Consider the following 26,763-nt stretch of genomic DNA (forward strand, 5'->3'; position numbering starts at 1 on the left):
TGACACCCGGCGCGGGGTCAACAGAGCTGAGTCTGCCCGACTCAACTCTTATCCGTTCCTTACACGCAACCGCCCTGTGACCTGCACAGACGCCTCGGCCGAGCGCTGACGGGGACGGAAAACCGGGGTGACGGGCACGCGTGCGAGAGCGAGGACGATCACGGCGGCGACCGCCGCCACCCAGAGCGCCGCGCTCCCGGACACCCGTCCGGTGTGCACGGCCACCCCCACCAGTACGCCGCCCAGCGCCCCGGCGCCGATGAGGACCGTCACCGCGCGGGGCGCGAGTCCGAGCCGCCGCAGCCGGTGCCCGAGGTGGTCGGGCCGGCCGCGCGTCACGGGCCACCGCGACAGCCGCCGCGCGAGGACCACCAGAACGGCGTCGGCGCACACCACGGCCGTCAGTGCGTACAACACCCCCACACCGGTCCCGATTCCCTGCCCGGCCCGCACGAACACCGCCGCCGAGGCCACCAGGAACCCCGCAAACAGCGAGCCGCCGGCGCCGAGACCGGCCCGCGCGGGATGCCAGTTGTGCAGCAGGAACCCGGCGAGCGCGGCGGCCGTCACGCCCATCAGCACCGCGAGGCCCTCCATCAGCTCCGCCGCCGCGCAGGCCGCCACCCCGAACGCGGTCACCACCCCGACGGTGCCGGCCAGCCCGTCACCGTGGTCGAGCCCCCGGAAGGCGGCGGCGACCGCCGCGATCCACGCCACGGCGAGCACACCCCCGGCCGTCCCGGTCTCCGCGTACGGCACGACGAACCCCGCCGCCACGGCCGTACCGCCGAGCGGGATCCACCACCGCAGCCGCCATACGTCGGCGGCCAGCCCCAGTACGCCGACCCAGGCCCCGGCCGCCAGCAGCCGGCCGATCCCGGTGCCGAGCGGGGCGAACCCCGCGCGGTCGCCGAGGCCCGCGACCAGTCCGGTGGCGAGCACGACGGCCGTTCCCCCGGACAGCGGCAGCGCCCAGCGGCGCCGGCGGTCCAGGATTCCCAGGCGCAGGGCGGGGGCCCGCAGCAGCTCCGCGAGAAGGGCGGAGAGCAGCAGGGCGGTGGCGGTGGCGGCGATCCCGTAGAGCACGGATATAAGTTAGGGGCGTATGGACCGATTTAGCGTGAATAACACGATCCGATGGCCGGCACCACCCGAGAGGACTTCTCAGGCAACCCTCAGCGACTCAGATCACCCCGTGCCCGGCTACAGTGCGGCCGGGGATGCGGGTAGTCTCGAACGGACTGCATAAGTTACCGCTTAGTAATCTGGGGAAGCCGTGGTGGGAGCCATCGCAGCGTCCCCGTACGAAGATCCCTTCCGTTACATCCGAGACCCCTCCGAAACCCCTCGCAGGCCCGAGGAGCCCCCATGCAACTCGCCGCGATCATCGTGTCGCTGGTCCTGACCGTGGTCGGCGTCGCGCTGCTCGCACGCGCGATCGGCCAGTTCGTCCGGTACTTCAAGCTGGGCCAGCCGGTCCCGGCCGGCACCCGGACCGACAATCCCTACCAGCGCAGTGTGACCCTGGTCCGGGAGTTCCTCGGCCACACCCGCATGAACCGGTGGGGCATCGTCGGCTTCGCCCACTGGTTCGTCGCGGTCGGCTTCCTGACACTGCCGCCGACCCTCGCCCAGGCGTTCGGCCAGCTCTTCCAGGCCGACTGGGTGCTGCCGGTGATCGGCGGCTTCCTGCCGTTCGAGATGTACACCGAGTTCATCGGTGTGATGACCGTGCTCGGCATCGCCGTACTCATCGTCATCCGGCTGCTGAGCCTGCCCTCGCGCCCGGGCCGCAAGTCCCGCTTCGCCGGCTCGAAGGCCGGCCAGGCGTACTTCGTCGAGTACGTCATCCTCACCATCGGCCTCGCCATCTACGTGCTGCGCGGCCTGGAGGGCGCGCTGCACCACGTGGACGGCTACGAGGCGGCGTACTTCGCCTCGTACCCGCTGGTCCTCGCGTTCAAGGGCCTGTCGGTCGGCGCGCTGCAGAACCTGGTCTACCTGGTCGCGATGATCAAGATCTCGACGTCCTTCATCTGGATGATCGTGGTCTCGCTCAACACGAACATGGGTGTGGCCTGGCACCGCTTCCTCGCCTTCCCGAACATCTGGTTCAAGCGCGAGGCCACCGGCGGCACCGCCCTCGGCGCCCTGCAGCCCATGACGTCCGGCGGCGAGCCGATCGACTTCACCGACCCCGGTGACGACGACGTCTTCGGCGTCTCCCAGGTCGAGCAGTTCTCCTGGAAGGGCCTGCTGGACTTCTCCACCTGCACCGAGTGCGGCCGCTGCCAGTCGCAGTGCCCCGCCTGGAACACCGGCAAGCCCCTCTCCCCCAAGCTCCTCATCATGTCCCTGCGCGACCACGCGCACGCCAAGGCGCCCTACCTGCTGGCGGGCGGCGGCAAGACGATGGAGGGCGAGGAGAAGGCGTCCGAGGAGCAGCTCGCGGGCGTGCCCGCGGCGGCCCTCGCGGAGGCCGAGCGGCCGCTGATCGGCACGGCGGAAGAGAACGGCGTCATCGACCCGGACGTCCTGTGGTCCTGCACCACCTGCGGCGCCTGCGTCGAGCAGTGCCCGGTGGACATCGAGCACGTCGACCACATCGTCGACATGCGCCGCTACCAGGTGATGATCGAGTCCGCGTTCCCGTCCGAGGCGGGCACGATGCTCAAGAACCTGGAGAAGAAGGGCAACCCCTGGGGCCTGGCGAAGAAGCAGCGCCTGGAGTGGACCAAGGAGGTCGACTTCGAGGTCCCGGTCGTCGGCAAGGACATCGAGGACCTGTCCGAGGTCGAGTACCTGTACTGGGTCGGCTGCGCCGGCGCCCTGGAGGACCGCGCCAAGAAGACCACGAAGGCCTTCGCGGAGCTCCTCCACATCGCGGGCGTCAAGTTCGCCATCATGGGCGGCGACGAGAAGTGCACCGGTGACTCGGCGCGGCGCCTCGGCAACGAGCCGCTGTTCCAGGAACTCGGCATGGAGAACGTCATGTCCCTCAACGCCGCCTTCGGCGAGGAGACGGACGACGACGGCAAGGTGACGCCCGAGTCCGCGAAGCCCAAGTCGGCGAAGAAGATCGTCGCCACCTGCCCGCACTGCCTCAACACCCTCGGCAACGAGTACCCGCAGCTCGGCGGCGACTACGAGGTCATCCACCACACCCAGCTGCTCCAGCACCTGGTGGACGAGGGCAGGCTGATCCCGGTCACCCCGGTCGAGGGCCTCATCACCTACCACGACCCGTGCTACCTGGGCCGCCACAACAAGATCTACACGCCCCCGCGCGAGATCATCGGCAAGGTCCCGGGCCTGCGCAACGAGGAGATGCACCGCCACAAGGAGCGCGGCTTCTGCTGCGGCGCCGGCGGCGCCCGGATGTGGATGGAGGAGCGGATCGGCAAGCGCATCAACAACGAGCGCGTCGACGAGGCCCTCTCCCTCAACCCGGACATCGTCTCCACGGCCTGCCCCTTCTGCCTGGTCATGCTGACCGACTCGGTCAACGGCAAGAAGGCTGCGGCTGAAGGTGGCTCCGCCACGGGCGGCACGGCCAAGGAGTCCATCCAGGTCGTCGACGTCGCCCAGCTGCTGCTGGAGTCCGTCAAGACCCCGGCCGACCCGGCGGACGACGAGGCCAACGAGAACGCCCCGGAACCGGAGCCGGTGAAGTAACCGACCGCACGTCGTAGCAGGGGCCGCCCGAACAGGGCGGCCCCTGCGGCGTGTTCGTAGGCGCCCGCGCCGAAAAAACACGGGCCGCCCGTACAACCCTCACACCCCGCCGCCGGTCTCATGATCGCCGAACCGTCGGTGAACCCCGGGACAACCCCCGGCGAACCCGGACGGCCCCGGCACCTCATCGACTCCGGATGCCCGCCAGGCATCCCTCGCATGCCGCAGGAGACCCCGCATGCACCGACACATGAGACACGCCCTCGCCTCGGCCACCGCCGTCGCGCTCACCGGCGGTCTGCTCACCTTCGCCGCCTCGCCCGCGACGGCCGCCGACTCCACACACGTCGCCATGGCCGACTTCAACGGCGACGGCCGCGGCGACGTGGCCACCTCGGTCACCGGCGCCTACGTCGCCGGAAAGGCCCAGGCCGGCCAGTTCGCCGTCCTCTACGGCACGGCCACCGGCGTATCGTCCGCCAAGCGCCACACCATCAGCCAGGACACCAGCGGCGTCCCCGGCGGCGCCGAGACCGGCGACAACTTCGGCTACGACCACGCCTACGCCGACTTCAACGGCGACGGCTACGACGACGTCGCCGTCTCCGCCCCGTACGAGGACCTCGGCAGCGACAAGGACGGCGGCCTCCTCACCATCCTGTGGGGCTCGGCCTCGGGCATCACCGGCAAGAGCATCACCGTCAACGACCCGGCCCCCTCCTCCCACGACCTGTGGGGCAAGAACCTCGCCGCCGGCGACTTCGACGGCGACGGCAAGGCCGACCTGGCCGTCGGCACCGACCACGCCGCCATCCACGTCTTCAAGGGCGGCTTCACCACCGCGGGCAAGTCCGGCGGCCGCTACACCGTCACGCCGCCCATCATGGGCGCCGAGGTGGACGGCCCGCTGAACCTGACCGCCGGTGACGTCGACGGCGGCGCCACCGACCTGGTCGTCGACGGCTTCGAGACCACCTCCGAGTACGGCTGGAACCGCAACTACTTCATCCCCGGGTCCGCCACCGGACTGAAGGCCTCCGCGGCCAAGTCCCTGAAGCCCGGCGTCATCACCGCGATCGGCGACATCGACAACGACGGCTTCGGCGACATCGTCAGCGGCGCCTACTGGAACTCCACCACCGAGGACGGCACGCCGATCCCCGACTCCGCCAACGGCGGCAAGGTCTGGGTCACCTCCGGCTCGGCCGGCGGCCCGCTCACCGCCTCCGCCACCGGCATCACCCAGGACACCGGCAACGTGCCCGGCGGCTCCGAGGGCAACGACTACTTCGGCTACGAGCTCGACCTCGGCGACATCAACGGCGACGGCTTCCTCGACCTCGCCATCGGAGTCGCCGGCGAGAACATCGGCGCCGCGGCCGACACCGGCATGGTCGTCCTCCTCTACGGCACCGCGAACGGCCTGAACACCAGCTCCGGCGGCCAGTCCTTCCACCAGGACAACACGGGCGTCCCGGGCGGCAACGAAACCAACGACGGCTTCGGCCTCGACGTCAAGCTCGACGACGTCACCGGCGACGGGAAGGACGACCTGATCGTCGGCTCCGCCGAGGACAAGGGCGACGGCGCGATCGTCTACATGCCGTCCAACGGCACGAAGATCACCACCACCGGCTCCCGCTTCATCGGCGCGTCCACCTCGGGCATCTCCAAGACGGGCACCCCGTACTTCGGCTCCAACTTCGCCGACTGACCGGGCCACGTCCCTCCGTCCTCCGTAGGACCACGCGACGACGCGGTCCTACGGAGGACGGACGACCCGCCTGACGACCCCTTAGGGGATGTCACAGCTCGGCCGCAAAGCCGGGCTCCGGAGCCGGGGTCCGGCACGCGGCAGGCCGGGACCGGGTACGTTCGAGGACGTGGCTGGATTCAGGATCGGACGCGGCCGGAACAACGGCGCTCCTCACGCGCGACCGCAACACCCCCCGCACGGGCAGCAGACGCCGCAGGGGCCGTCGTACGGCTACCCGCAGGCGCCGCCGCAGCCGTCGTACCCGCAGCAGCCGTCGTACGGCGGTGGCGGTGGCGGCTGGCCGCAGGCGCACCGCCCCAGCGGGCCCGGTGGCCCCGGCGGCCCCGGCCGTCACGGGGAGCCGGAGTACTTCGGTGACGGCGGATACCCGCACGGCACCCAGGGCGCTCCGCACGACCCGTACGCGGCCAACAACCCGGGTCACACCCAGGCCTTCTCGATCAACGAGGACCCCTACACCCAGGGCGACCCCCACCACGCCGGCTCCGCCCCGCCGCCCGGCCCGGTCGGCCCCCGGCTGCGCTGGCAGGAACTGCTCAAAGGCATCGTCCTGTCCCCCGCGCAGACGTTCCTGCGGATGCGCGACTACTCGATGTGGGCGCCCGCGCTCATCGTCTCCTTCCTCTACGGCCTGCTCGCCGTCTTCGGCTTCGACACCGCGCGCGAGGACGCGATCAACGCCACGCTGTCGAACGCCGTCCCGATCGTCCTGACGACCTCCGTCGCGATGGTGCTCAGCGCGTTCATCCTCGGCGTGGTCACCCACACCCTGGCCCGCCAGCTCGGCGGCAACGGCGCCTGGCAGCCCACGGTCGGCCTCTCCATGCTGATCATGTCCATCACGGACGCGCCCCGCCTGGTCGTCGCCATGTTCGCGGGCGGCGACGCCTCCTTCGTCCAGCTCCTCGGCTGGGCCACCTGGGTCGCGGCCGGCGCCCTCCTCACCATCATGGTCAGCCGCTCCCACGACCTCCCCTGGCCGAAGGCGCTCGGCGCTTCGGCCATCCAGCTGGTCGCACTGCTGTCGATCGTGAAGCTCGGCACGTTCTGACACGCAGGCACGAAGGAGGGGGCTCCCGGTACCGGGAGCCCCCTCCTTCCTGTCCCCACACCTCAGGCGTCGAGAACCTGCCCGGCCCGCCCGACGACGGGCGGCTGAACGCTCCACGGGAAGTTGATCCACGCATCGGTGCGCTTCCACACGTACTCGCACTTCACCAGCGACTGCGTCTTCTCGTAGACCACGGCGCTGCGCACCTCGGCGACGGCGTCGAGGCAGAAGTCGCGGACGAGCTTGAGCGTCTTGCCGGTGTCGGCGACGTCGTCGGCGATCAGCACCTTCTTGTCGGTGAAGTCGATGACGTTGGGCACGGGCGCGAGCATGACCGGCATCTCGAGCGTGGTCCCGACGCCGGTGTAGAACTCGACGTTCACCAGATGCAGGTTCTTGCAGTCGAGGGCGTACGCGAGCCCGCCCGCGACGAAGACCCCGCCGCGCGCGATGCTGAGCACGATGTCGGGCTCGTACCCGTCGTCGGCGATGCTCTGGGCGAGCTCCCGGACGGCCACGCCGAACTGCTCGTAGCCGAGGTTCTCGCGCATGCCGCCGCTCACACCCGGGTCCGGTGGAAGTTGAGGAAGGACCGCGAGGCCGTGGGCCCGCGCTGCCCCTGGTAGCGGGAGCCGTACCGCTCGCTGCCGTACGGGTGCTCGGCCGGCGAACTCAGCCGGAACATACACAGCTGGCCGATCTTCATACCGGGCCAGAGCTTGATGGGGAGCGTCGCGAGGTTGCTGAGCTCCAGGGTCACGTGCCCGGAGAACCCGGGGTCGATGAACCCGGCGGTGGAGTGCGTGACCAGCCCGAGCCGCCCGAGCGAGCTCTTCCCCTCGAGCCGCGAGGCGAGGTCGTCGGGCAGCGAGATCACCTCGTACGTACTGGCCAGCACGAACTCACCGGGGTGCAGGATGAACGGCTCGTTTCCCTCCGGCTCCACCAGCCGGGTCAGGTCCACCTGCTCGACGGACGGGTCGATGTGGGGGTACCGGTGGTTCTCGAACACCCGGAAGTAGCGGTCGAGGCGTACGTCGATGCTGGACGGCTGCACCATGGCGTCGTCGAAGGGATCGATACGCACCCGTCCGGCGTCGATCTCGGCCCGGATGTCCTTGTCAGAGAGAAGCACGCCCCGAGAATACGCAAGACGCGCGGAACGGCCACAACCGGCCGTCCCACGCGCCCTCGCTCTCCCGCCCGCTACTGTTTCTGAAAACTCACCGGCACGACACTGCGAAGCCGCGCACAGCGCGGACACCGCAGAAGCCGGCCGGGCCCGAGTCGCTCGGCCTGCTGCATCGGAAACGAGGCGGCGGTGAACACGTGCCCATCGGCACAACGGACGACGGTGCGCTCCATCAAGTCCAAGAGTCCCTTCCCCAAGAGGCTGCGTCCGGCCAACTGCCCTGACGACAAAAGCCACATTACGGGATCAAGGGAAGCGGTCTCCAGGCGGCACCCCGCACCCTCACCGTACGCCCGAACGTCCGCCCGCCGCAGCCACATCCACCCCCTGAAACACCCTCAGGCCCCCGGGTCCGAACACCGGGGGCCTGCCATGGGGTAGAGTGACGGAGCATCCAGGCGCCGCCGAACCGCGGGGCCGGGACCAACGCGGGTGTAGTTTAATGGTAGAACATCAGCTTCCCAAGCTGAGAGCGCGAGTTCGATTCTCGTCACCCGCTCCACGAAGAAGGCCCAGGTCAGAGACCCGGGCCTTTTTGCTGTGCTCTGCGATCACTCGCCGCGTGCCAGATTCGTGCCAGAAGGCCTGTCGGGCTGCTTCTCCCTGGCAGCGGCCCGCGCCTTCCGCACGGTGGCGTCCAGCCCGGCGGCGACCTCCGCTTGCCGCTCGTCGTCGGAGTGCTGATAGATCAGCGCCGCCTTCTCCGAGGACTGTCCGGCACGGACCATGGTGTCCTTGAGCGTGGCCCCGGAGCGCGTGGACAGGGTGTGCCCCGTGTGCCGGAGATCGTAGAAGCGGAAGCCCTCCGGCATGCCGACGGTCTCACGCGCCTTCCGCCACTTCCGCCCGAAGGTACTGCGCCGGAAGGGAGCGCCCTTCTCCCCGACGAAGATCAGACCGTCCGGGCCCGGCTCGGCGTAGCTCTCCAGGTGCCAGCGGAGCTCCCGGTGGAGGAACGCGGGAAGAATCACAGTCCGGGTGCCCGCCTCGGACTTGGTGTCGCCCTGGACGCGTCGCCCGTTCATCCGCTCCGGCTCGGCGAGACGGACACGGACGCGGAGGTTGTCGAGGTCGACGTCTCGGCGGCGGAGGCCGGCCAGCTCCTCCGGCCGCATCGGACCGTACGCACCGAGGTAGACCATGAGTCGCCACCGCATGCCTACGGCTTCGGCGAGGGCATCGACCTGGGCAACGGTCGCGATGCGCCGCTCAGCCGCCTTCTCCTTGCCGGCACCCTTGATCCGGCAGGGATTGCGCGTGATCAGCTCATCATCCACGGCCGTTTCCATGATGGCCTTGAGGAGTCGGTACGCCTTGGCCGTCATGGTCTTGGCGTTCGAGGTCCGCAGCCGATCGGCCCGCCACTCGCGGACGCGCGGCGCGGTGATCTCGTCCAAGTCCGACTCGGCGAAGGCGAACAGGTGCTTGTCGAGGAGGTAGCGGTACAGGTCTCGGGTGAGCGGTGCGAGTTCCCGTTCGTCGACCCACTTATCGGCGTAGGCCTGGAAGCTCACCGCGCCTGCCTCGGGGTCACGCCACTCGCCCCGGCGGATCTCTGTCTGCCGCTCGGCAAGCCAGTCGTCGGCATCCGCTTTCGTCTCGAAGGTGACGGGAGCCGGACGCATCACGCCGTCAGGGCCCGGATACCGCGCCTGGTAACGGCCGGACGGAAGCCGTCTGATCGCGCCGAAACGGCGGCGCCGGCCCTTGCTGTTGGCCATCAGGCAGCAACCCTCCCGAAGCGAGACCGAGGCCGCCTCAGCGGCTCCACAGTGCGGGAGGCGATGTAGTCACGGAGGGCGCTCTCCGGGATGCGGACGTGTCGTCCGACCTTGACGTACCGGATGCGCCGCTCCTCGATGAGCCGCCGGGGGAAGCGGACGGTCGTGCCCAGCAGCTCAGCCACCTGGTCCACGGTGAGGAGTCCGTCCATGGTCACCACTCCCCCTCGGGTGCGGCTTGGTCGCGCAGGGCATCACGGGCGGTCTCGCGGTTGAGCCGGATGTTCCGGGCGATGGTGGCGGCGAGGACGGATTCACCGGGGGTGTGGCCGTGGCCGGCGTACTGCCAGTCCGCCAGGACGAGGACGGTCTCCGGCTCGCGGTCGTCCAGGCCGAGGGCCCCAACGTCCTGTGCGGCGCGGTAGTCGGCGCGTGCCTGGCGGAGGGCGCCAAGGGTGGTGGAGTAGTGGCGGGACTTCGAGGAGAAGTGGCCGCGGAAGCCGAGCATGTGCGCCCAGGCCCAGAGGCGTCGGTCCGGGTACAGGCTGTCCAGGTCGCGGCAGGCGGTGATGAGTCGGCGGGTGTGGTCCGGGACCCGGTGACGGTCGAGTTCGGAGAGCTCCCCGATGCGGCGGTCGAGGGTGCCGGTGTTCTCCGCTGCCTTGGTGGAGTACTTGGCGACGTACGAGGCGACGGCCTGTTCGGTGATGTCGGAGCCGTCCCCGAACGCCTTCACCGGCCGGACGTCGAGCTGTGTGCCCCAGCGGAAGGACCGGGCCGGCTGGTCCTCGGCGGCCGGGACCGAGACCGACGTGTAGGAGTGTGCCGCAGCCGCGCCGATTGCGTCGGCGAGGACGCCGACCGTGGCCCACGCGGGCGGCGGTGTTCCAGGACCCTCCGGTCCGTCGAGCCGGATCACCGCATGGAAGTGCAGAGCACCCCGCTTCTGGAACTCGGCGACCTTGCCGTACGAGAGGCGGACGTGATCGGCGAGTTCCCGGCGCGGAAGGCCAGCGCGGGCGGCTAGTTCGCGGCGGAGCCGGGTGGTGAAGCGCTGCCAGAGTTGCCCGGCGTGGTTGTTGAAGAGGACGGCGCCCGCGTAGTCGTACGTCGCCGGGTCGAGGGCGGTGCCCAGTTCCGGAGCGTCGGGAGCGTGGCGGGTGCCGCAGCGGCAGACGCCGTGATCGGGCCGGTTGTGGACCGGGCCGAACGAGGGCGCGGTGAGGGTGGCGAAGACGCGCGGGTGATCGCGGACGGTGGTGGGGATGTCGCGGCGGTCGTCACCGGCGAGGCCCGCGCGGATGAGGTGGTACGTGTCGCCCGCGTAGGTCCAGGCGCACGACGGGCAACGGGATGCGCGGCGGTTGCCGCAGGCGAGGCGGAGGCGGCCGCCGGGTTCATCGGCGGTGGTGTAGTGGTGCAGGGTTTCGCCGGTGGTCTTGTCCTTGTGGAGGGTCCAGCCGGTGAGGTGGATGGGCTCGGAGCAGCCGCCGGTACGGCGGATCTGGTCCTCCCAACGGGTGTAGTCGGAGGCCGAGGCCACCCTCAGCAGGTCGCCGAGGATGACCGGGTCGAGCAGAGGTTCAGGCGCGGACAGGGCGCGATGCGCCATGCTAGGTGCTTCCTTCCGGTTGAGAGATCGGAGAGGGGACGGCTCCCGGGCGGCGGATGCTTGGCGGTATCGAGGCCGCCCGGGGGCCAGTCAGCGACGCTTGGCGTCGGCGTTGACGAGCGAGCGGATCACCAGGGCGCAGACGGCGACCGAGGCGCCGGTGATGGCGACGGCCAGGAGCAGGGAGACCAGGACGGCGCCGACGACCAGGACGACGGCGGTGCCGCCGCCGACGAGGGCGAGCGCGGTGCCGGGGGTGAGCTGCACCGTGGGCCGGGTCGAGGCCGGGACGGTGGCCGGCGGGGTGGAGGCGCCGGAGCTGATCGTGGTCGGCTCGACGACGGCGGGCGGGGTGACCGTGCCGGTGGGCTGGGGCATGGTCGGGAGCTTGGGCCAGAGCATCAGCGGATCTCCTTACTTGATGGCGGTGTCGATGACCGGGGCAAGCACGCTGTCGGCGAGGAGGAAGCCGCCGAGGACAAGCACGGCGATCAGCCACCAGGGCGGGCGGACGAGCTTGACGCCGAGCCAACCGACGACGATCAGGGCGAGCCAGAGCGGGACGTCCATGACGGTGGCCTCCTAGCGGACGCGACAGCGGTGGGTACGGGCGGCGAGCTGAGCGGCGGAGCGGGTGGAGTAGTCGGCGGACCAGCCACAGTTGTCGTTGCTGCACACGGCGGCGTGCTTGGTGGTGCCGTTGCGGTCGCGATGGGTGCCGATCTGCACCGGGCCGATCCGCATCACGGAGTGGAAGAAGTCGCGGGCGGGCATGTCAGTCGGTCTCCGTTCGGGTCAGGTTCGGGTCGGGGAAGGCGGCGCGGATCACGGCGGCGGTGGCCGGGTCGGCGGTGAGACGGGCGGCCTCCTCGGCGAGCAGGTGGGCGAGGAAGGGTCGGTTGGCGGCGGCCATCTCGCGGGCGGCGTCGAGGTGGTCGGCTGCGGTCAGGTCGGCCGGGTTGACGAGCACGAGGTGTCTCCCTTCGGGTCAGGTGAGTTGGGCGGCGATGGCGTCGGCCAGGTGCGGCGGGACGCCGAGGCGGGCGCGCAGGGTGTCGGAGTCGATCCGGGCACCGGTCCGTTCTTCGTGGTCGGCGGCGACCTTGCGGGCGTGGTCGACCAGCGCGGCCGGGACGGCAACGGTCGACGGCGCACGAGCGGGGTGGGCCGGCGGGAGGGACGGAGCACCGTCGGCGGAGTCGACCGGAGCCGGTTCCGGCTCGACGGCAGGGGCCGGTTCGGGCTCCACCTCGGCCACGGGGTCCGGGGCCGGCGAAGCCGAGGTGTGCCCCGCGGACGAGTGGGCGAGGAGAGTGCCGCCCATGAAGGCGAGGGCAGGCCAGGCGGCGACGAGGATGCGCAGCCAGGCGGGGACGTCGTCCAGGTCGAGGAGCCCGGCGGTGGCGACGTTCGCGCCGAGCGAGGCGACCAGGGCGATCAGGAACCAGCACCAGGCCAGCCGGGACGGCCCGTCCGTACGCAGTCGACGCCAGGCGGCGACGAGGAGCAGGTCTACGGAGACCGGATAGGCCCAGGCTTTCCAGCCGGTCTGTCCGGCAGCGGCGGCGAGGTCGTGGAGGTGGGCGAAGGACAGTGCCCCGGCGATGACGGCCTGAACGAGCACGGCGTCTACGCGGAGGGCGGAGCGGGTCATGACGGCTCCTCCTGTGATCGGGCATGGCAGGGGTAGGGACCCGGCGCGAAGGACGGTCGCGCCACCGTGGGCGGGGAGGGTCAGGCGGTGGCGGGAGCTGTCTTGGACAGCGGCACACGGGCCGAGGGCAACGCGGCGACCGAGGGCCGGAACGCGGCCAGGGCCGGGAGTTCCGGAGTCCGGTCGGCGTGCTTGTTGCAGATGTTCACGGCGTGCCGGAGCGAGGTGTGCGGGGCGCGGATGCGGTGCCACCCGCCGGTGGAGTCTCCGGCGATGGCGAGCCCGCGCGTCTCGGCGGGGATCTGGATCGCTGCGAGGACCGCATCCGGGGCGATGTCGCCGAAGGCCATGTTCGCCGAGGTTTCGTCGTTGACGCGGTGTGCGGTGCGACCGGTGAGCTGGGCGCGGAGCATGGTGATGCCCTTGCCGAGTTCGGAGCCGAAGCGCTGTCCGCAGATCTCCAGGTAGATGCCGGCCGCGCGGCCGAGCTGGGCGAGCCGGATCAGGGCGGTGATGATCCGGTCCCGCCCCTTCTCCTCTTCCTTGTTCGCGAAGAGGGCAAGTTCGGCGACCTCGTCGACCAGGACCACGACCGGCACCGGCCGCAGGTCTTCGGGCAGGTCCCAGATGTCGGCGGCGATCTCCGCATCCGGCACCGCGACGCTCACCCGCTGCTCGGCCCGGATGAGCTGATACACGTCCCCCATGTGGGAGACCAGCGCCTCCAACAGCTCCAGCGCGGTGTCAGGATTGTCGGCGAGCGCGGAGAACCGGTTTGCCAGCGGGAAGAGTTCGACTCCTTGCTTGCAGTCGATGCCGACCAGAGCGACAGGTTGCGGGGCGAGCCCGGCGACGAGGTTGCGCTGATAGACCGACTTGCCGGACTCCGTCGCCCCGAGGGTCAGACCGTGCGGGACCGCGCGGTAGTCGCGGTAGTGGACCGAGCCGTCCTCCCTCAGCGCGACCGGGACCCGCATCGGGCGGACGTCGGTCTTGGCAGGCATCTGCACCCGCTTGAGCACGTCGTAGCCGGTCATCCGGATCTCCACGACGCCCGAGCGCAGCTCACGGGAGGTGACGCCGTACATCCCGAAGGAGTGGCGCAACCGGTCCGAGGCGGCGGCGACGTCGAAGGCGTCCTGTCCGGGCCGGAGCTTGAGCCGCAGGACCAGTCCGGTACGGGTGGGCCGCACCCGCAGGATGCGCGGCGCGCGGGACTCCGGCGCCGGGCGGTTGGTCATCCGGGCCAGCGCCAGACGCCAGCGCGAGGGCGGAACCGTCAGGCCGCAGGCGTCCATGACCGAGCCGTACCGGACCAGGACCCGCAGGACAGCGAGGGTGACCCCGAAGGTCAGCCAGTACCAGGCGGGGCGCCGCCACCGCAGGAGACCCGCAGCGGCGACGACCACCAGCAGTAAGACCGTGGGCCACGTCATGGCTCAGGCCGCCTTCGAGGCCGAGTCGACGTCGACCAGCGACGTGACGGCGACCGCGCGGAAGGCGATCCCGTGCCGCTTCTGGCCGTTGAACTCGTTCTCCCACGGCCGCGCGACCAGGCCGGTGAGCGCGACCGGGGTACCCATGGCCAGCTCACCGGAGAAACCGGTCTCCGGAACGGTGATGGAAAGGATCTCCACCTCGTCGTTCGCCGCGAACATCACGTCGACCGTCATCAGCTTGACGCCGGTCTCCATGTCGGTGGCGATCTCACCGGTACGGCGGTCACGGACCTTGGGCTGCGGGGCCTTGGCGACCATCACGGTGGCACCGGACGTCTCGACGGGAATCTGACGCACAGCAGATCACTCCTCTACAGATGCTGAACTCCGCCACTCATGTACATGAGTGATGGGAAGAAGAGTGCCTGACTCCTGTACATGAGTCAACCCGCCGCGGCTACGAAGTCACGACGGGTTGCGGGTAGTTGAGCGGGCGTCAGTCAGCGGCGGGAATCCGGTACTCGAAAACGAACTGGTCAGCGGCCATGAGCGTGTCGCAGACCTCGACCACGAGGCCGGCCGTCGTACGAGCCTCACGGATCAGGTGAACCACCGGCGCACCGGGGCTGAGCGCCAGCTCGGACGCCTCCGCCTTCGAGGCCGGCCGCGCTTGCAGCGTCTCGACGAACTCGGCGAACTCATGCCCGTGGTCCTCGAGTCGGGCATAGATGCCACCGCCGCCGGGGTTCTCGGCGAACAGTTCCGGGATCTCCTTGACGACGTCCCACGGGAGGTACGAGGAGGCGGTCTCGACCGGGGTGCCGTCGCGGAAGTAGAGACGTCGGCGCGCGAGCACCTGAGTACCGGCGGGAACGCCGAGCCGCCGGGCAACGTCCTCGGGAGCCTCCATGGGCCCGATGTAGAGGACGCTCACCTTCGCAGTGGCACCGGACTGCGCCGACTCCGCGAGATATGCAGCCTTGCCCCCTTGCCGAAGGGACCGCCGGAACCGATCCGACGACCGATGCCGCACCGGCGGCCGGTCCTTCACGATCGAACCCTTGCCGTGCCGAGTCTCGACGAGCCCGCTCGCCCGCACTTCAACCATGGCCTTACGGATCGTGCCGCCGGACACGCCATAGCGCTCCACTAGTTCCGATTCACTCGGCACCATGTCACCGGGCTTGAGCACACCGGCCCGGATCTGCCGCACGATCTCATCGGCGATCTGCACGTACCGAGGCCCCGACCTGCCCCCCTCTACCGCAGTTCCCATAGCTGCTCTCCGCCTCCTATGCTCCTGTACATGAGTCAATCACAGGAAGCAACGCCCTCACCCCTGCACTCCGTATCCGTCGCCGGAGTCGTGGTGCGCGAGGACGGCCGCCTCCTGGCCATCCGCCGAGCCGACAACGGCACCTGGGAGCTCCCCGGCGGAGTGCTCGAACTAGACGAGACCCCGGAGGCCGGCGTAGCCCGCGAGGTCTGGGAGGAGACCGGCATTCACGTCGAGGTGGACGAACTCACCGGCGTCTACAAGAACACGACCCGCGGCATCGTGGCCCTGGTCTTCCGCTGCAAGCCCTCCGGCGGCACCGAACGCACCTCTGACGAGTCGACAGCCGTCTCCTGGCTCACACCCGACGAAGTCAGCGAGCGCATGACCGAAGTCTTCGCCATCAGACTCCTGGACGCCTTGGACGGCAACGGCCCCCACGTACGAAGCCACGACGGCAAACAGCTCATCCCAGCGGGATAAGACTTTCCCTACTCCATCAAGGCCCGCGCACGGCGCGGGCGCGCGCCGCCTCTGCGGCGCGGCCTGCCTCCTGTCTGCGCCCCGGCTGGCCGCGCCCGGCGGCGCGCGCGGCGGCTGCGGGCATGAAGTGGGAGACACCCTCTGTGGCTGGGGCGGCCGGCTCCACGGCTTTAGGCAGCCACTTTGGGGCGAGCCTCTAAGATCATGGCCCCAACGTCGTGCTTAACGGGCAGGTCCACAGACTGCCCGACGCGCCGAAAGCTTACGGGGCCATGATCACTCGCCCCAAAGCAGCTCCAGCCCAAAGCCGCTCCACCGACCTCGTACCAGTTCGAGGGCAAATTCGCCTGGTCACTCAGATCAGCGCCCTCGCTGCTGCACCACGATAGAGGCGGCCTGAAAACCCGGGGGCAAAGACCACTCAACAACGAGCAGCTCCCCCAACTCAATCACCTCTTCCGTGATTCCTAATTTATGTAAGGGCGTCTCAGAGTGACGCTTCAACCACTTGACGCGTTTACTTTGCTCGGACCGGCTCAGTTGAACCCAGACATCTACGAGCACACCCGCCCGCCTAGGTTCATTTCGATCCTGACGCGATAAGCGGCGCACATAGGGCAACGATGCCGGATCACGCGCCAGCAGCACTAAGCACCAAGCCGTTTCATAGTTCAGCGAGGGGCCATGATGTGCCACTAAACGATGCGCTCTCCACTGACTTACCGGCGCCAGGAACCACCGCCACATTGCAGTCACGAACTTCCCCGTTAGTTCGATAGCAGCCTCAGGACGGGCTTCAACTGGCCCTTTCCTCGCGAGCCGAACTAGACTGCTCTAGTTGCAGCTCACGCTTTCGCTGCTCTTCCTTAAGTCGCTCGACGTACCTAGCAAACAGGCGCAAGCGATCAGCCTCAGGCAGAGCAACGCCGTCCTGATTGGCGTAGTCATCAAGCATAAATTGAGAAGCATTGTAGTGCTTTTCAATCTCATCAGCGGTGGATTGAAGGTTGTAACCACGCTCCCGGAACTTAAAGTAACCGGTGACACCTGCCGAGATACCGACCAAAGCACTCAGCGCCGAGGTGCTGATAGCCAGAGCTTTGTTACTCCCTTGATTCATGGCCGTGAGAGTGGAAGTGACTATAGAGCCACTGATGATCACCAGCTGGAACACGTTATGCACTCTTCTGTTCTTACTGGCCCCGTTACGGTACTGAGCGATTAGATCCAGGGATGCCTCGCGATAGATTCGGAGGGCGGACGGCGAATCCAGGGGCAAGTGCGCAGCAGCCGTCTGCCGATCCTGCAAGGCATTGCGAAGCAAGCCTGTGTGAGCAACGATCTTTTTGCGATTCTTCCAAATCACCCAAGTCAGAGCGACCCATAACCCTAAAACAATGATCAGTCCGGCCCAGCGCGTGAAATCAGGCTTAGATTCCCAGAGCCCAACTATTACGGTGTACCCCAACAGGAACGCTAGGGCGATGGAACCGAACAGGCACAGAATGAAAATCCGCTGGAAAGTCCTAGACGCGCGCAGATCGTCTTCGATCTCGTCATACGCTTTTACGCGCTGACGATACTCTTCTTGTAAGCGCCGCTCTTGCTCTTCTGTGAGTGTGGGAACGGTGTTCCCCCCTTGCCCAACAGAGCCTCCACGTCCCCCTGCGCCGCCCTGCCCGCTGGTCACAGCACCCCCGCATTCCCCCTCGCTAATACAACGAGATGGGAGAGTACGGATGGTTCTTGTTGCCCACAATGCCGCATTGTCACTCAAGAGGAAATAGTGACCTCTAGTTACCACTGTTTCCTGAGTTACAAGATGAATCTAAAATTTCCAGCCACGTCAAGTAACTATTTCACCAAACCCAAGAGACACTCGTTGCACCGACCGCGTCCCTGGGGCACTGCGCCTGAGGTCGACACAGCAGGTCGAGGATCCAATCCTGCAAGCCACGAGAGCCATGCCCCCAACGCACAAGCACCCTCCCGAGCCGTCCTCGGGCCGTGGAAGGGCGCTCAGCAATTACCAACATCGACAACTGCCGACAGCTCAGCAGCAGGTCACAGCGTTGATCCAATACGCAGCCGCAGGTCACGGCCGCCAATAATCAGTTGTGGCTGTACAGCAGCGAAGTACAGCCACCGCATAGACCGCAGTCGGCCGGCAGCACTCCCAGGACCACGACTGACCGGCCGAGTAGACCTCAGCGCCCGCCCTTCGCATTGAGGGCCTGCCAGCCTCGGTAGTTAAGACTCCACCAGGCTCGTTGCCAAGCCGCAGCAAATTTCCAACTGCCTAACGGACCTCGACCAAACCCAGAAGCACATCTCTGCCACGTGCACTAGCGCTCTGAGATCGCAGCAGATCCGGATTGACATACAAGCGGCGCATTGCCTCAACAGCTACTGCAAGCGCCCTGTCTCCATGCTTTCTTACTACCTCATCTGTCGGCTCCTTAGCGTTTCCGTGAACGATTGCGCTGCGCGTCGCGTATATATCGTTCAGCTCTTTGAGGAGCCCTCTTCTCTTCTCTCGATTGACAGGCTCTAGAAGGAGAGAAAGTGATCCGCACACGCGAAGTGATGTTTCCGGAGAATCGCTGAATATATTCTCCCAAGCTAGCACGGCGTCCACCAAGGCATCAGACGGATCCGTGCGCGAACTCGCCGCGGAAAGGATTCGACGCATTGCAACCCTAAGGGATCGCGGATGGTGAGAAGTCACTTGCTCGACCCAATGCGCGATTTCACCCACTCTACCGGCTTCGATCTTCAGCTCGGACGCAGTTGTATAGCTGTTTCCGTCATTCCATGAGATGGAAACGTGCCCCTGTAGCGGATTAATTGCCGCCTGTAGTACTTGGATGACTCCAGACCGATGAGTTTCTCTATCTGCGAGCATGAATGCCAACCGGTGACAGTCAACATCCCATTGCTGAGACTGTCGCCATTTTTGCATCATTTCAGAAGCTCGACGCCATACATCATCACTGTGGCCTTCGCTATCATTTGGATGCTTACCTTTATGCGCGATCTTCATCGGCGCATCCAGCACAAGCAGGGCATCTACTTTCACGTGAGGCGGAATGAATGCTTCATCCCCGGGAAGCACTTTCCTCAGCAATCCGCCAGGTAGGTCGATGGAATCAGTGCCGGAGATAGAAACGTTCGACAACCCGAGGATAGCCGGAACCTTCACCACTCGCCCAGCCGCAAGGCACCGAGCATCGGAAAGATTTTGAGCGACAGCTGCGATATAGGCCTCGAAGCTGTCATCGCCCGCAACTACACAGCGACTGTAGGCCGAGTTAAGCAGGTGAAAAGCAAACAGCGGTAGCTGAAAGCTGCCGCCCTGGCCGACCTCAAAGTAGACTAGCGATGTAACTTCACGTAGTGCATTTAGATCGAGCGCCTCCGGATTTTTATCCAACTCCTCCGGGAACAAGTATTTGAGTTGGGGGTCCCGTAGAACGGCTCTATAGAAGTCAACATTGCCACCTTGTTCGTCAGGAGTAGCGAATGAACTCCCTGGCATTCGGGCTTCTCCTGGGTGGTCAATAAGGAATGCGGGATAGACATCCCGAGCATACTCGGCGAGTACGTTGAAGACTTCGTCGCCTTCACGTCGCGGCACTTCTGTTCGTCCGCCGCACAACCCCCTGAAGAAAGAAGCGTTCGACTGCTTGTCGCTCACCATGCGTCGAGTCGCCAAAGATACCAGGTTGATCCAGCGATTCGGCGGATCCATTTCCTGAAATGCTCGATACCAGCTGTACAAAGCGCTTGCGGCATTGGATTGCTGGGTGTCGATTCTGTCTCCGACTTCCCAGGATTCGGGCAGCGCCAATACGAAACGCAAGAATCGGAATCCATAAACTTCGCCAAGTTCCGAAATGAGTTTCGCAGAGTCCGAGTGCGTGAAGTTATTACCCTGGTGTTCTTGTTGCATAGCCTCCCCTTGCCGACGTTATAGTACGTCGGCGGGAACCTGTACTCACGGTTTCTGCAGTACTCCAACCGACGAGCGCATCGTGGGCACTCCATCGGTCGGAGCTAGCAAAGGGCTTCCTGCAGACAACCGGCATCGTGAGAGCTTCAGCAACGCGCAGCGGGACAGCGCCGTCGTGGGCTACGACGACTGACAAGGCGCTGCCGTTCTGCGAAGTGACATCAGTGGATGACATCAACGTCCCCGGACAGCGACGGACCGGAACAGCCATAGGAGCGGCGGGAACTGTCAGCGTCATGAGCGCGGAGCAGGTCGCACGGCCTGGTGATCGAACTCCTAAAGCGGTGGTCACACAGCAGCACCACCGACGGCAGAAGCCCACGGCATCCGAACTGGTCGGAACCGTGGGCTTCGTCAGGCCCGCTGGTCAGCAGGAAGAGCGATCAGTAGGCCGGCTGTCCAGGCGGTGGCCGCGGCTGGTCGCCACGCGGAGCGTGTCCCTCAGGGCTCCGGTCAGGTTCTTCGCCAGAAGCCGCATGTCGTCCGGGGCCGTGTCGGTGGCGAGCATGCCGATCGCCTGGCCCAGTAGTTCGGTTGCCGTGCCGAGTTGTACTGACTCGATGTTGTCGGCCAGGCGGGACATGTAGCCGCTGCTGTCATCGGTGCTGAGGAAGCACGGCTTGCCATCGGGCCCCGTCCAGGGGAGGAGCCGCAGTTCGTTCGACGTCGTCATGTTTTCGCCGACCTCTCGTCGATCACGTGTGGTGAGTGGTGAACACCGCGTCGGCGCGGTCCCCCGGTAGCACGAGGAGAGCCGCCTCAACCACGCGTCCAGCGGCGTCGGCCGTCTGGCGTGTGATGGTGAGGACTGCCAGGGCGGAGCTGATCCGGAGGGTGGATGCTTCCTCCTGTGTCGGGAGGCGGACGCTGATCTCCTCCCGGACTTCAGCCAGTGGCGGGCGGAGTTCCATCAGTCGCGACACCAGCGCTTCGTACGGCAGTGCCTCGCGAAGTGCGGCGGCCGGCGCCAGGTCGCAGGGGACGTAGATGCGCGCCAGACTGTGAGGCCTCTCGCCCTCATGGCCGAGGCAGAGGATCTCCGTCAGAGGACTGCCGGTCGGCAGCTTCAGCAGGGCCGCGAGATACCCACGGGCCCGAACCCTGGTGGTACGGACGGTGACGCTCAGGGGCGCGAGATCCACGATGTGCGTGCCCGACGTCCGGCCCCCTCCCACGTACGTGATCCTGCGGACCGGACGGCGAACGAAGTTCCCCTTGCCGTGGACCTTCTCGACGAGGCCTTCCGCCTGGAGTGCGGCGAGGGCGTTCCGCAGCGTCGGCGTGCTCACCATGTACTGCGCGGCCAAGTGCGCCTCAGAGGGCAGGCGGTCGCCGGCCTTGAGCCGACCGGTGACGATCCGGTTCCGGAGGTCATCGGCGATGGCGTCGCGTCGCGAGGGCACGGGCGGGATCACCGCCTCTCACTCGCACGAGCCGCAGGGCGACGAGCCGGGTCCCCGTGTGGATGGTCAGCAACTCGCCTGAGTCGAACACGAGTCGTTTGGCTCCGCCGGGAAGTTGGAAGAGGTCGGTCACCCGGCACTGCTGGCCCCCGACCTGGATGACGTCGCCGAGCTGCACGCTGGTCGAGGTGATCTCGACAGGGGAAAGCACCGCGCCGCTGAGTGCCGGCCCCCTCACCGTGCTGCCTCTGTCGGTACTGGGGACTTGGCGATGGTGTGGCACGAGCAGTCGCAGGCTTCATAGATCACCGGCACGTCGACCGGTGCGGTGACCGGAGACGATTCCGCACAGGCGTGGTGTGTGCCGATGCGGCAGGAGGTCGACCGGTAGGAGTCGGGCCCGGGTTGGGTGGTGTGCGGTTGTTGGCGGGAAGGCATCAGCGGCCACCCGCCGAGGCGTACCAAGGGTCGGCGAGGGGAGCGCAGCTCACGGCCGCTGAGCGGTGCCGTGCTCGCGCCTCACTGGCCAGTACGTACGGGCGGACGAGCGCCGTCTCCTCCCCCACGAGAACGCCCGTGTGCTCGCGGTGCCGACGCAGGAACAGCACGGCGCCGTAAGCGACTTCCGAGGACACGGCCACCGGCCGCGCAGGCGTTTCGGAGCGGCGGTGCCGGCCCTTGTAGAGGTACCGCTCCCTGAGGTGCGAGGCGGTACGGCGGATACGATTGAGCACGGTGTTCAGCCCCTATCGCTGATGGCCCGGTCCCCCGACATCGCCCGTCGCGGGGACCTTTTGCGTACGACCGCCCAGAGGGTGCGGTCGTTCGAACTGGTGGCGAGGAGGCCGAAGCGGTCGGCCGTGGCCACCGCTTCCAGGACCTCCCGCCATGCCTCCGCGGAGAGTGGTTCCGGCACCTCCGCCTCGATGGCCGTGCAGTCGTCACGCTCCTTCACGCGCGTGGCGAGCCCGACGGCCGATAACCGGGCTGCGATGGCCTCCGCGCGCACCTTGGAAGCAGGCACAGGGCAGCCCTCCGGTTAGCGGCGATCACTTTGAGTGAAGCTAGTTAACTAGATTAGAGCTAGTGGACTAGATTTTCCATATGTCTGAGCAACCGCCCTATCTCCGCATCGCCGACGAGCTACGGCGGCGGATCGCGGAGCACGAGTGGGAATCGGGGGTCCGGCTCCCCTCCCGCGCCCAGATCGGCCAGGAGTACGGCGTCGGCGACAACGTGGTCCGCCGGGCACAGGAGTTGCTGATCTCCCAAGGCGTGCTCGAAGGCCGCGCCGGTTCCGGCACCTACGTCGCCGAGCCCCGGCAACGCGTTCGCGTGGTCCGGTCATCCGCGCGTGAGCAGCCCAGCGGCTCACCGTTCCGCGCGGACATGAAGGCCGTAGGCAGGCAAGGCGACTGGGAGAGCCGGACCGAGGCCAAGGTGCCGGCGCCAGCGGAGATCGCGGCGCGTCTCGGTATCGCCGAAGGTGAGATGTGCGTGCGGACCGCGTACGAGTTCCTCGCCGACGGCCGGCCGGTGCAGTTGTCGACGAGCTGGGAGCCCTACGACCTCACCGCCGGCACGCTCGTCGTCCTCCCCGAGGGCGGGCCGCACGCCGGGGCAGGGGTCGTGAACCGCATGGCGGAGATCGGCATCACTGTCAGCCACGCCGTGGAACAACCGGAGCCGAGGCAGGCGACCGCCGAGGAGGCCTCACTCCTGGGCATCCAGAAGGGCGCGCTCGTCACGCACATCCGGCGGACGTACTACAGCGACCAGGGCCGCCCCGTGGAGACCGCGGACATCGTGGTGCCCGCCGCGCTCTGCGAAATCGTCTACGAGATTCCGATCCCCCGATAGCCGTTCACGCGTGCCCCGACCCGTGCCAGGTGCGTGCCAGATCCTGCGGGAAACCACGGGGAACACCGGGGAACCAGTCGACCGCCCACCGGGCGCCGACGCCGCTTCACTGCAGGTCAGCTCCTTAACAAGCCCAAAGTGCCCCTAGCTTCCCAAGCTGAGAGCGCGAGTTCGATTCTCGTCACCCGCTCCATGCGAAACCCCCAGGTCATTGACCTGGGGGTTGCTTGTTGTCTAGTCCAATTCGGGAGCGCCGTGCCCTCCGCGTGCCCTAACCCGCAACAGCGGATCCATCCAGGCGACCCGGAGCTCCACTTCGAAGGCAGCACCACCGAAGCTTCTCAAATAGCGAGATGCATTTTATATGATCTGCACCACTCAGCGACTGGGTGGGGGCGAAGTCGCTCTCGCAATCGGGGAGTTTGCAGCGGACCAGAGATGCCGCGTCCACGTTGCCTTCCACGACCGCGGCGAGGCGGGCAGTGGTAGATAGCCAGGCGTATTTACGCAGGGTCGGCGACGTGACTATCGCGGCCAGTAACGAGGCGGCTCCTTGGCCGGGTCGACGCGATCGAATCGCTGCTTACTGCCGGGGTTCAAGCCTTTGATGTGGATGAGCTGCTGGCCGTGCGCCGTATCGAGCTCACGGACGATCAGAGGCATCGCGGCGATCACAGCGCCCATGGCCAGCCCCAGACCGGCCATGCCCTTGTGACCGTGGCTGAACCGGATGTGGTGCATGCCGGACTTCTTGATCGCGGACGTCTCCGACGGATCCTCCAGCTGACGCCCGTCCTTGGTGAGAAAGACTTCGAAGCCTCTCTTCGCAGCATCGGGGAGGAGCGCGAGATCCTTCTTCCCCGCCCACTTGATCTCACTGACGTGGCGCACGTCGTGCCCGGGCAGCAGCCGCCGGAGCATCTCCAGCATCTGTACCGGGACGTTCTCGTCGATGAGGATTCGCATCAGGCAGCGCGCGGTCCCGGGCTGTAGCTGTCCACATACAGTGCGAAGGACACCGCATCGCGGGCGGCCTCCACTGTCACGCCGGGGTAATACGCGGCGATCTCGTCAAGCGGGACGCCGTCCTCCACCAGCTCCGCGACGGCGTCGAACGGGACGCGAGTGCCGGTGATGACCGGCTGCCCCCCTTGCGTGTCCGGGTCCACACTGACGTGTTGCTTGGGCCGCAGAAGGTGTGGGACGACAACGCCGGCGCGGGGCGCGAACTCCTGGAGGATATCGTCCATGGTCGCGATGACCCGCTGCCCAGGATGCTTGACGAGATCAGTTGCGTGATCGTCCTTGCTATCGCCCACAAGGACGATCGAGTCGCCCTCGGCGACCAGGGAGTAGCTGGACAGGTGCTCGAACTCACCGAACCGCTTCAGTGTGGCCAGAGCCTTGCGGATCTTTTGCAGCGACACGTCCTGTCGAAGAATGGCGAACGCGCGCAGCGCCAGGACATCCCGGAAGGAGTACAGAGCAGGCTTGGCCGCCAGCTCAGGGCAGAGAATCGGCCCATTGCCTCGGTCCTGCCGCCACGAGCGTAGTTGTCCAGTGGTGGCTCCGGAGAGAGCCGCAGCCATGCGAGTCGAGTACGCCACGGTCCACTCCCTCCAGTCGTCGCGAAATCCTCAGTCCCCAGCATCCCAGCTGCGCGCCTCAGGACGCTACAGGAAGTACGGACCGGCAGTGCCGAAAGCGGCACAAAACCCCGTAACACGCTGATGGTCGTTGCCCAGGTCGAAAGCGCGGGCAGACGCGAAGGGGCGGATCGCCTGCCCCCCCCTCGGCCGGGGTCCGTCTGAAAGCCGGTCCCGGGGCGGGTGGCAGGCGACAATCATGCCTCGCGAGCACTTCTCCGTACGCCTGCCGGTGCTTCGCCGAGCCTCTCCCTCACCTCAGCATCAATACCTCGGGCCAGCCTCCGCTGATGCTTGGCCGTCGAGTGCTGGTAGATCAGCTGGGCCCGCTCCGAGGACTGGCCGGCGCGCACCATGAGGTCCTTCAGCTTGGCGCCGGTGTCGGCGGCAAGGGTGTTTCCGGTGTGCCGGAGGTCGTAGAAGCGGAAGTTGTCGGGCAGCCCCACCTTCGTCCTGGCCTTGCGCCATTTCCGTCCGAACGTCGAGCGGCGGAACGGGGCCCCCTTCTCCCCGATGAAGAGAAGGCCGTCCGGCTCCTTCTCGGCGAACCACTGCACGTGGCGACGCAGCTCGGGCAGGAGGAAGTCGGGCAGGTACACGGTGCGCTTGCCCGCTCGGGACTTGGGATCGCCGGTGACCCTCCTGCCGTTGGTCAGCTCCGGTGACGCATGCGTGATCCGCAGGGAGCATTCGTCGAGATCGACACTGCGGCGGCGCAGTTCGGCCAGTTCCTCGGGGCGGAGCGAGGCGAAAGCGCCGAGCAGGACCATCAGGCGCCAGCGCGGCCCCAAGGCGTCGGCGAGGTCGAAGACCTGCTCCACGGTGGCGGTCGGCCGCTCGTCGGCTTCCTCCCAACCGGCACCCTTGATCCGGCACGGGTTGGTCCGCAGGAGGTCGTCGTCGACCGCGGTCTGCAGGATGGCCTTCAGCAGCCGGTACGACTTGGCGACCGTCGTGGCACCCGTTGCCTTGAGCCGCTCGGCTCGCCAGGTGCGGACGGAAGGCGGTGTGATCTCGTCCAGGTCCTTGCCGCCGAAGGCCGGCAGGAGGTGCAGGCGTAGCAGGCCGTCGTAGCGGTCGACCGTGGTCGGAGCCAGTCCGCGCTCCTTCACCCAGCGGAGGGCGTACTTCTCGAAGTTGATCGCGCCGGCGTCCGGGTCACGCCAGTGGTCACGTTCGATGTCGGCACGGACCAGGTTCAGCCAGTCCTGCGCGCCGGTCTTCGTGCCGAACGTCTCGGGGGCCTTGTGACGCTGCCCGTCCGGGCCCAGGTAGCGGGCCTGCCACCGACCGGACGGGAGCTTGCGTACGGTGCCGAACTCCCGACGACGCTGGGGCTTGCGTGTCGGCATCAGGCGGCCCTCCCGTACCGGGTACGGGTGCGCCGGGTCGGCTCGACCGTGCGCGCCTCGATGTACTCGGTGACGGCGCTCTCGGGGACGCGCACGGGACGGCCGAGCTTGACGTAGCGAATGCGGCGCTCGGCGATCAGGCGGCGGATGAACCGTTCGCCGGTACCGAGCTGTTCGGCGGCTTCGGCCACCGTCAGAAGGCGATCAGTCATGGTCGACCGCCCCCTTTCGGCTGTGCTGCTGAGGGCGACGAGCCGGGGTTATTGCGTGTCGGTGCAACGGTGAGGCTTCCTTACCGAGGTCGGGAACTGGAGCGGGCACGGCGGACCAGGGGTGGCTTCAACAGGTCGCGGAGTCCTGGAGCAGGGCGCGGGCCGGGACGCGAAGTGCCTGCGCGAGGGCGAGCAGGTCGTCGATGTCGCAGCGGCGCTGTGCGCGTTCGATGCGGGACAGCATCGTGTTGGACATTGGCCGGCCGAGGGCGGTGACGCGAGCGGCCAGCTCTCGCTGGGAGAGGCCGCGCTCGGTGCGGAGAATTTCGATCGTACGGGCGGTCCTTATCCCGGCCGGGCCGATTTCCAGTGAACGTGCTGCCATGACTCCAATTCTC

29 protein-coding genes, 1 tRNA gene and 1 pseudogene are annotated in these 26,763 nt (G+C 67.4%); 6 read left to right on the top strand and 25 right to left on the bottom strand.

From position 1 onward, the window contains the following. Positions 1-48 precede the first annotated feature (48 nt). A complete protein-coding gene (locus IF28_RS0105735) occupies positions 49-1,086 on the bottom strand; it encodes an MraY family glycosyltransferase (RefSeq protein WP_030214885.1) in 1,038 nt (345 codons plus the stop codon). Positions 1,087-1,368: 282 nt separating this feature from the next. On the opposite strand from IF28_RS0105735, the gene IF28_RS0105740 reads away from it, so the two are divergent. From IF28_RS0105740 to IF28_RS0105750, 3 genes are all read left to right on the top strand, one after another. Then, the gene (locus tag IF28_RS0105740; RefSeq protein WP_030214888.1) at positions 1,369-3,675 is read left to right on the top strand and encodes a (Fe-S)-binding protein; all 2,307 of its coding nucleotides are present in this window, start codon (positions 1,369-1,371) and stop codon (positions 3,673-3,675) included. Between the two features lie 238 nt (positions 3,676-3,913). After that, positions 3,914-5,389 carry a VCBS repeat-containing protein gene (locus IF28_RS0105745; RefSeq protein ID WP_030214891.1) on the top strand — a complete coding sequence of 492 codons (1,476 nt, stop codon included), beginning with the start codon at positions 3,914-3,916 and terminating at the stop codon, positions 5,387-5,389. 88 nt (positions 5,390-5,477) lie between these two features. Then, on the top strand, positions 5,478-6,503 hold the full coding sequence (locus tag IF28_RS0105750; RefSeq protein WP_037892661.1) for a Yip1 family protein: 1,026 nt from the start codon (positions 5,478-5,480) through the stop codon (positions 6,501-6,503). Between the two features lie 62 nt (positions 6,504-6,565). Here IF28_RS0105750 and IF28_RS0105755 read toward each other — a convergent pair whose 3' ends face one another. Beyond that, a complete protein-coding gene (locus tag IF28_RS0105755) occupies positions 6,566-7,054 on the bottom strand; it encodes a phosphoribosyltransferase (RefSeq protein ID WP_030214897.1) in 489 nt (162 codons plus the stop codon). A gap of 8 nt (positions 7,055-7,062) precedes the next feature. After that, entirely contained in the window at positions 7,063-7,638 is a 576-nt protein-coding gene (gene dcd / locus IF28_RS0105760; RefSeq protein WP_030214900.1) for a dCTP deaminase, read from the bottom strand. 485 nt (positions 7,639-8,123) lie between these two features. Here dcd and IF28_RS0105770 point away from each other — a divergent pair. After that, positions 8,124-8,197: transfer RNA gene (locus IF28_RS0105770), tRNA-Gly, on the top strand. 49 nt (positions 8,198-8,246) lie between these two features. On the opposite strand, the gene IF28_RS0105775 is transcribed toward IF28_RS0105770, so the two are convergent. From IF28_RS0105775 to IF28_RS0105825, 11 genes are all read right to left on the bottom strand, one after another. After that, positions 8,247-9,416, bottom strand: coding sequence for a tyrosine-type recombinase/integrase (locus IF28_RS0105775; protein WP_030214903.1), 1,170 nt, complete (start codon positions 9,414-9,416; stop codon positions 8,247-8,249). Beyond that, entirely contained in the window at positions 9,416-9,628 is a 213-nt protein-coding gene (locus tag IF28_RS0105780) for an excisionase family DNA-binding protein (RefSeq protein ID WP_030214906.1), read from the bottom strand. The genes IF28_RS0105775 and IF28_RS0105780 overlap by 1 nt, the downstream gene beginning before the upstream one ends. A 2-nt stretch (positions 9,629-9,630) precedes the next feature. Further along, entirely contained in the window at positions 9,631-11,028 is a 1,398-nt protein-coding gene (gene repSA, locus IF28_RS0105785; RefSeq protein WP_030214909.1) for a replication initiator protein RepSA, read from the bottom strand. A gap of 90 nt (positions 11,029-11,118) precedes the next feature. Continuing rightward, complete coding sequence (locus IF28_RS0105790) at positions 11,119-11,430, bottom strand: hypothetical protein (protein ID WP_030214912.1); 312 nt, start codon at positions 11,428-11,430, stop codon at positions 11,119-11,121. 12 nt (positions 11,431-11,442) lie between these two features. Then, positions 11,443-11,598 carry a hypothetical protein gene (locus IF28_RS38505; RefSeq protein ID WP_106981995.1) on the bottom strand — a complete coding sequence of 52 codons (156 nt, stop codon included), beginning with the start codon at positions 11,596-11,598 and terminating at the stop codon, positions 11,443-11,445. Between the two features lie 12 nt (positions 11,599-11,610). After that, complete coding sequence (locus IF28_RS0105800; protein WP_030214917.1) at positions 11,611-11,802, bottom strand: mobile element transfer protein; 192 nt, start codon at positions 11,800-11,802, stop codon at positions 11,611-11,613. A 1-nt stretch (position 11,803) separates the two neighbouring features. Continuing rightward, positions 11,804-11,998 carry a hypothetical protein gene (locus IF28_RS0105805; RefSeq protein WP_030214920.1) on the bottom strand — a complete coding sequence of 65 codons (195 nt, stop codon included), beginning with the start codon at positions 11,996-11,998 and terminating at the stop codon, positions 11,804-11,806. Between the two features lie 18 nt (positions 11,999-12,016). Next, a complete protein-coding gene (locus IF28_RS0105810) occupies positions 12,017-12,682 on the bottom strand; it encodes a DUF2637 domain-containing protein (protein ID WP_030214923.1) in 666 nt (221 codons plus the stop codon). Between the two features lie 80 nt (positions 12,683-12,762). After that, entirely contained in the window at positions 12,763-14,118 is a 1,356-nt protein-coding gene (locus tag IF28_RS0105815; RefSeq protein WP_030214926.1) for an FtsK/SpoIIIE domain-containing protein, read from the bottom strand. A 3-nt stretch (positions 14,119-14,121) separates the two neighbouring features. Then, positions 14,122-14,478: a hypothetical protein gene (locus IF28_RS0105820; protein ID WP_004929398.1), complete on the bottom strand. Its 357-nt coding sequence runs from the start codon at positions 14,476-14,478 to the stop codon at positions 14,122-14,124. A 139-nt stretch (positions 14,479-14,617) separates the two neighbouring features. Then, positions 14,618-15,397 carry a GntR family transcriptional regulator gene (locus IF28_RS0105825; protein WP_030214931.1) on the bottom strand — a complete coding sequence of 260 codons (780 nt, stop codon included), beginning with the start codon at positions 15,395-15,397 and terminating at the stop codon, positions 14,618-14,620. A gap of 18 nt (positions 15,398-15,415) precedes the next feature. Between IF28_RS0105825 and IF28_RS0105830 the strand changes: the two genes are divergently transcribed. Further along, complete coding sequence (locus IF28_RS0105830; protein WP_030214934.1) at positions 15,416-15,880, top strand: NUDIX hydrolase; 465 nt, start codon at positions 15,416-15,418, stop codon at positions 15,878-15,880. A gap of 796 nt (positions 15,881-16,676) precedes the next feature. Here the strand turns inward: IF28_RS0105830 and IF28_RS39125 are convergent. The 6 genes and pseudogenes from IF28_RS39125 to IF28_RS39760 all read right to left on the bottom strand — a co-directional run bounded on the left by IF28_RS39125 (position 16,677) and on the right by IF28_RS39760 (position 22,319). Beyond that, positions 16,677-17,570, bottom strand: a complete 894-nt coding sequence (locus IF28_RS39125; RefSeq protein WP_158713663.1) for a DUF4231 domain-containing protein — start codon at positions 17,568-17,570, stop codon at positions 16,677-16,679. Positions 17,571-18,179: 609 nt separating this feature from the next. Then, the gene (locus tag IF28_RS39130; RefSeq protein ID WP_158713664.1) at positions 18,180-19,832 is read right to left on the bottom strand and encodes a HEPN domain-containing protein; all 1,653 of its coding nucleotides are present in this window, start codon (positions 19,830-19,832) and stop codon (positions 18,180-18,182) included. 427 nt (positions 19,833-20,259) lie between these two features. Next, entirely contained in the window at positions 20,260-20,565 is a 306-nt protein-coding gene (locus IF28_RS0105840) for a hypothetical protein (protein ID WP_030214942.1), read from the bottom strand. A 22-nt stretch (positions 20,566-20,587) separates the two neighbouring features. Further along, entirely contained in the window at positions 20,588-21,307 is a 720-nt protein-coding gene (locus IF28_RS0105845; protein WP_234324957.1) for a GntR family transcriptional regulator, read from the bottom strand. 425 nt (positions 21,308-21,732) lie between these two features. Continuing rightward, a complete protein-coding gene (locus IF28_RS0105855) occupies positions 21,733-22,029 on the bottom strand; it encodes a hypothetical protein (protein WP_030214951.1) in 297 nt (98 codons plus the stop codon). A gap of 12 nt (positions 22,030-22,041) precedes the next feature. Further along, positions 22,042-22,319 (bottom strand): annotated as a pseudogene (locus tag IF28_RS39760) (hypothetical protein). A gap of 80 nt (positions 22,320-22,399) precedes the next feature. Here IF28_RS39760 and IF28_RS0105865 point away from each other — a divergent pair. Continuing rightward, positions 22,400-23,155 carry a GntR family transcriptional regulator gene (locus IF28_RS0105865; RefSeq protein WP_030214954.1) on the top strand — a complete coding sequence of 252 codons (756 nt, stop codon included), beginning with the start codon at positions 22,400-22,402 and terminating at the stop codon, positions 23,153-23,155. Positions 23,156-23,680: 525 nt separating this feature from the next. Here IF28_RS0105865 and IF28_RS0105870 read toward each other — a convergent pair. The 5 genes from IF28_RS0105870 to IF28_RS0105890 form a co-directional block, all read right to left on the bottom strand. After that, positions 23,681-24,121, bottom strand: a complete 441-nt coding sequence (locus IF28_RS0105870) for a DUF5615 family PIN-like protein (protein WP_030214956.1) — start codon at positions 24,119-24,121, stop codon at positions 23,681-23,683. Continuing rightward, positions 24,121-24,762 (bottom strand): DUF433 domain-containing protein, encoded by a 642-nt coding sequence (locus IF28_RS0105875; protein ID WP_051713654.1) that lies wholly within the window; start codon positions 24,760-24,762, stop codon positions 24,121-24,123. The genes IF28_RS0105870 and IF28_RS0105875 overlap by 1 nt, the downstream gene beginning before the upstream one ends. 236 nt (positions 24,763-24,998) lie before the next feature. After that, positions 24,999-26,153: a tyrosine-type recombinase/integrase gene (locus IF28_RS0105880; RefSeq protein WP_030214962.1), complete on the bottom strand. Its 1,155-nt coding sequence runs from the start codon at positions 26,151-26,153 to the stop codon at positions 24,999-25,001. Then, positions 26,153-26,365: an excisionase family DNA-binding protein gene (locus IF28_RS0105885; protein WP_030214964.1), complete on the bottom strand. Its 213-nt coding sequence runs from the start codon at positions 26,363-26,365 to the stop codon at positions 26,153-26,155. Before IF28_RS0105885 ends, IF28_RS0105880 begins: the two co-directional genes overlap by 1 nt. A 127-nt stretch (positions 26,366-26,492) precedes the next feature. Continuing rightward, positions 26,493-26,750, bottom strand: a complete 258-nt coding sequence (locus IF28_RS0105890; protein WP_030214966.1) for a helix-turn-helix domain-containing protein — start codon at positions 26,748-26,750, stop codon at positions 26,493-26,495. Positions 26,751-26,763: the final 13 nt, after the last annotated feature.

Origin of the sequence: Streptomyces sp. NRRL WC-3626 (genome assembly GCF_000718785.1) — a bacterium.
Classification (GTDB): domain Bacteria; phylum Actinomycetota; class Actinomycetes; order Streptomycetales; family Streptomycetaceae; genus Streptomyces; species Streptomyces edwardsiae.

What these genes read in the sequence shown, in the direction of transcription:
- IF28_RS0105740 (WP_030214888.1), top strand. Translation starts at nt 1,369, where the DNA reads ATGCAACTCGCCGCGATCATCGTGTCGCTGGTCCTGACCGTGGTCGGC.
- IF28_RS0105745 (WP_030214891.1), top strand. Translation starts at nt 3,914, where the DNA reads ATGCACCGACACATGAGACACGCCCTCGCCTCGGCCACCGCCGTCGCG.
- IF28_RS0105750 (WP_037892661.1), top strand. Translation starts at nt 5,478, where the DNA reads ATGTCACAGCTCGGCCGCAAAGCCGGGCTCCGGAGCCGGGGTCCGGCA.
- IF28_RS0105755 (WP_030214897.1), bottom strand. Translation starts at nt 7,054, where the DNA reads ATGCGCGAGAACCTCGGCTACGAGCAGTTCGGCGTGGCCGTCCGGGAG.
- IF28_RS0105775 (WP_030214903.1), bottom strand. Translation starts at nt 9,416, where the DNA reads ATGGCCAACAGCAAGGGCCGGCGCCGCCGTTTCGGCGCGATCAGACGG.
- IF28_RS0105780 (WP_030214906.1), bottom strand. Translation starts at nt 9,628, where the DNA reads ATGGACGGACTCCTCACCGTGGACCAGGTGGCTGAGCTGCTGGGCACG.
- repSA (WP_030214909.1), bottom strand. Translation starts at nt 11,028, where the DNA reads ATGGCGCATCGCGCCCTGTCCGCGCCTGAACCTCTGCTCGACCCGGTC.
- IF28_RS0105790 (WP_030214912.1), bottom strand. Translation starts at nt 11,430, where the DNA reads ATGCTCTGGCCCAAGCTCCCGACCATGCCCCAGCCCACCGGCACGGTC.
- IF28_RS38505 (WP_106981995.1), bottom strand. Translation starts at nt 11,598, where the DNA reads ATGGACGTCCCGCTCTGGCTCGCCCTGATCGTCGTCGGTTGGCTCGGC.
- IF28_RS0105800 (WP_030214917.1), bottom strand. Translation starts at nt 11,802, where the DNA reads ATGCCCGCCCGCGACTTCTTCCACTCCGTGATGCGGATCGGCCCGGTG.
- IF28_RS0105810 (WP_030214923.1), bottom strand. Translation starts at nt 12,682, where the DNA reads ATGACCCGCTCCGCCCTCCGCGTAGACGCCGTGCTCGTTCAGGCCGTC.
- IF28_RS0105815 (WP_030214926.1), bottom strand. Translation starts at nt 14,118, where the DNA reads ATGACGTGGCCCACGGTCTTACTGCTGGTGGTCGTCGCCGCTGCGGGT.
- IF28_RS0105825 (WP_030214931.1), bottom strand. Translation starts at nt 15,397, where the DNA reads ATGGGAACTGCGGTAGAGGGGGGCAGGTCGGGGCCTCGGTACGTGCAG.
- IF28_RS0105830 (WP_030214934.1), top strand. Translation starts at nt 15,416, where the DNA reads ATGCTCCTGTACATGAGTCAATCACAGGAAGCAACGCCCTCACCCCTG.
- IF28_RS39130 (WP_158713664.1), bottom strand. Translation starts at nt 19,832, where the DNA reads ATGCAACAAGAACACCAGGGTAATAACTTCACGCACTCGGACTCTGCG.
- IF28_RS0105840 (WP_030214942.1), bottom strand. Translation starts at nt 20,565, where the DNA reads ATGACGACGTCGAACGAACTGCGGCTCCTCCCCTGGACGGGGCCCGAT.
- IF28_RS0105865 (WP_030214954.1), top strand. Translation starts at nt 22,400, where the DNA reads ATGTCTGAGCAACCGCCCTATCTCCGCATCGCCGACGAGCTACGGCGG.
- IF28_RS0105870 (WP_030214956.1), bottom strand. Translation starts at nt 24,121, where the DNA reads ATGCGAATCCTCATCGACGAGAACGTCCCGGTACAGATGCTGGAGATG.
- IF28_RS0105880 (WP_030214962.1), bottom strand. Translation starts at nt 26,153, where the DNA reads ATGCCGACACGCAAGCCCCAGCGTCGTCGGGAGTTCGGCACCGTACGC.
- IF28_RS0105885 (WP_030214964.1), bottom strand. Translation starts at nt 26,365, where the DNA reads ATGACTGATCGCCTTCTGACGGTGGCCGAAGCCGCCGAACAGCTCGGT.
- IF28_RS0105890 (WP_030214966.1), bottom strand. Translation starts at nt 26,750, where the DNA reads ATGGCAGCACGTTCACTGGAAATCGGCCCGGCCGGGATAAGGACCGCC.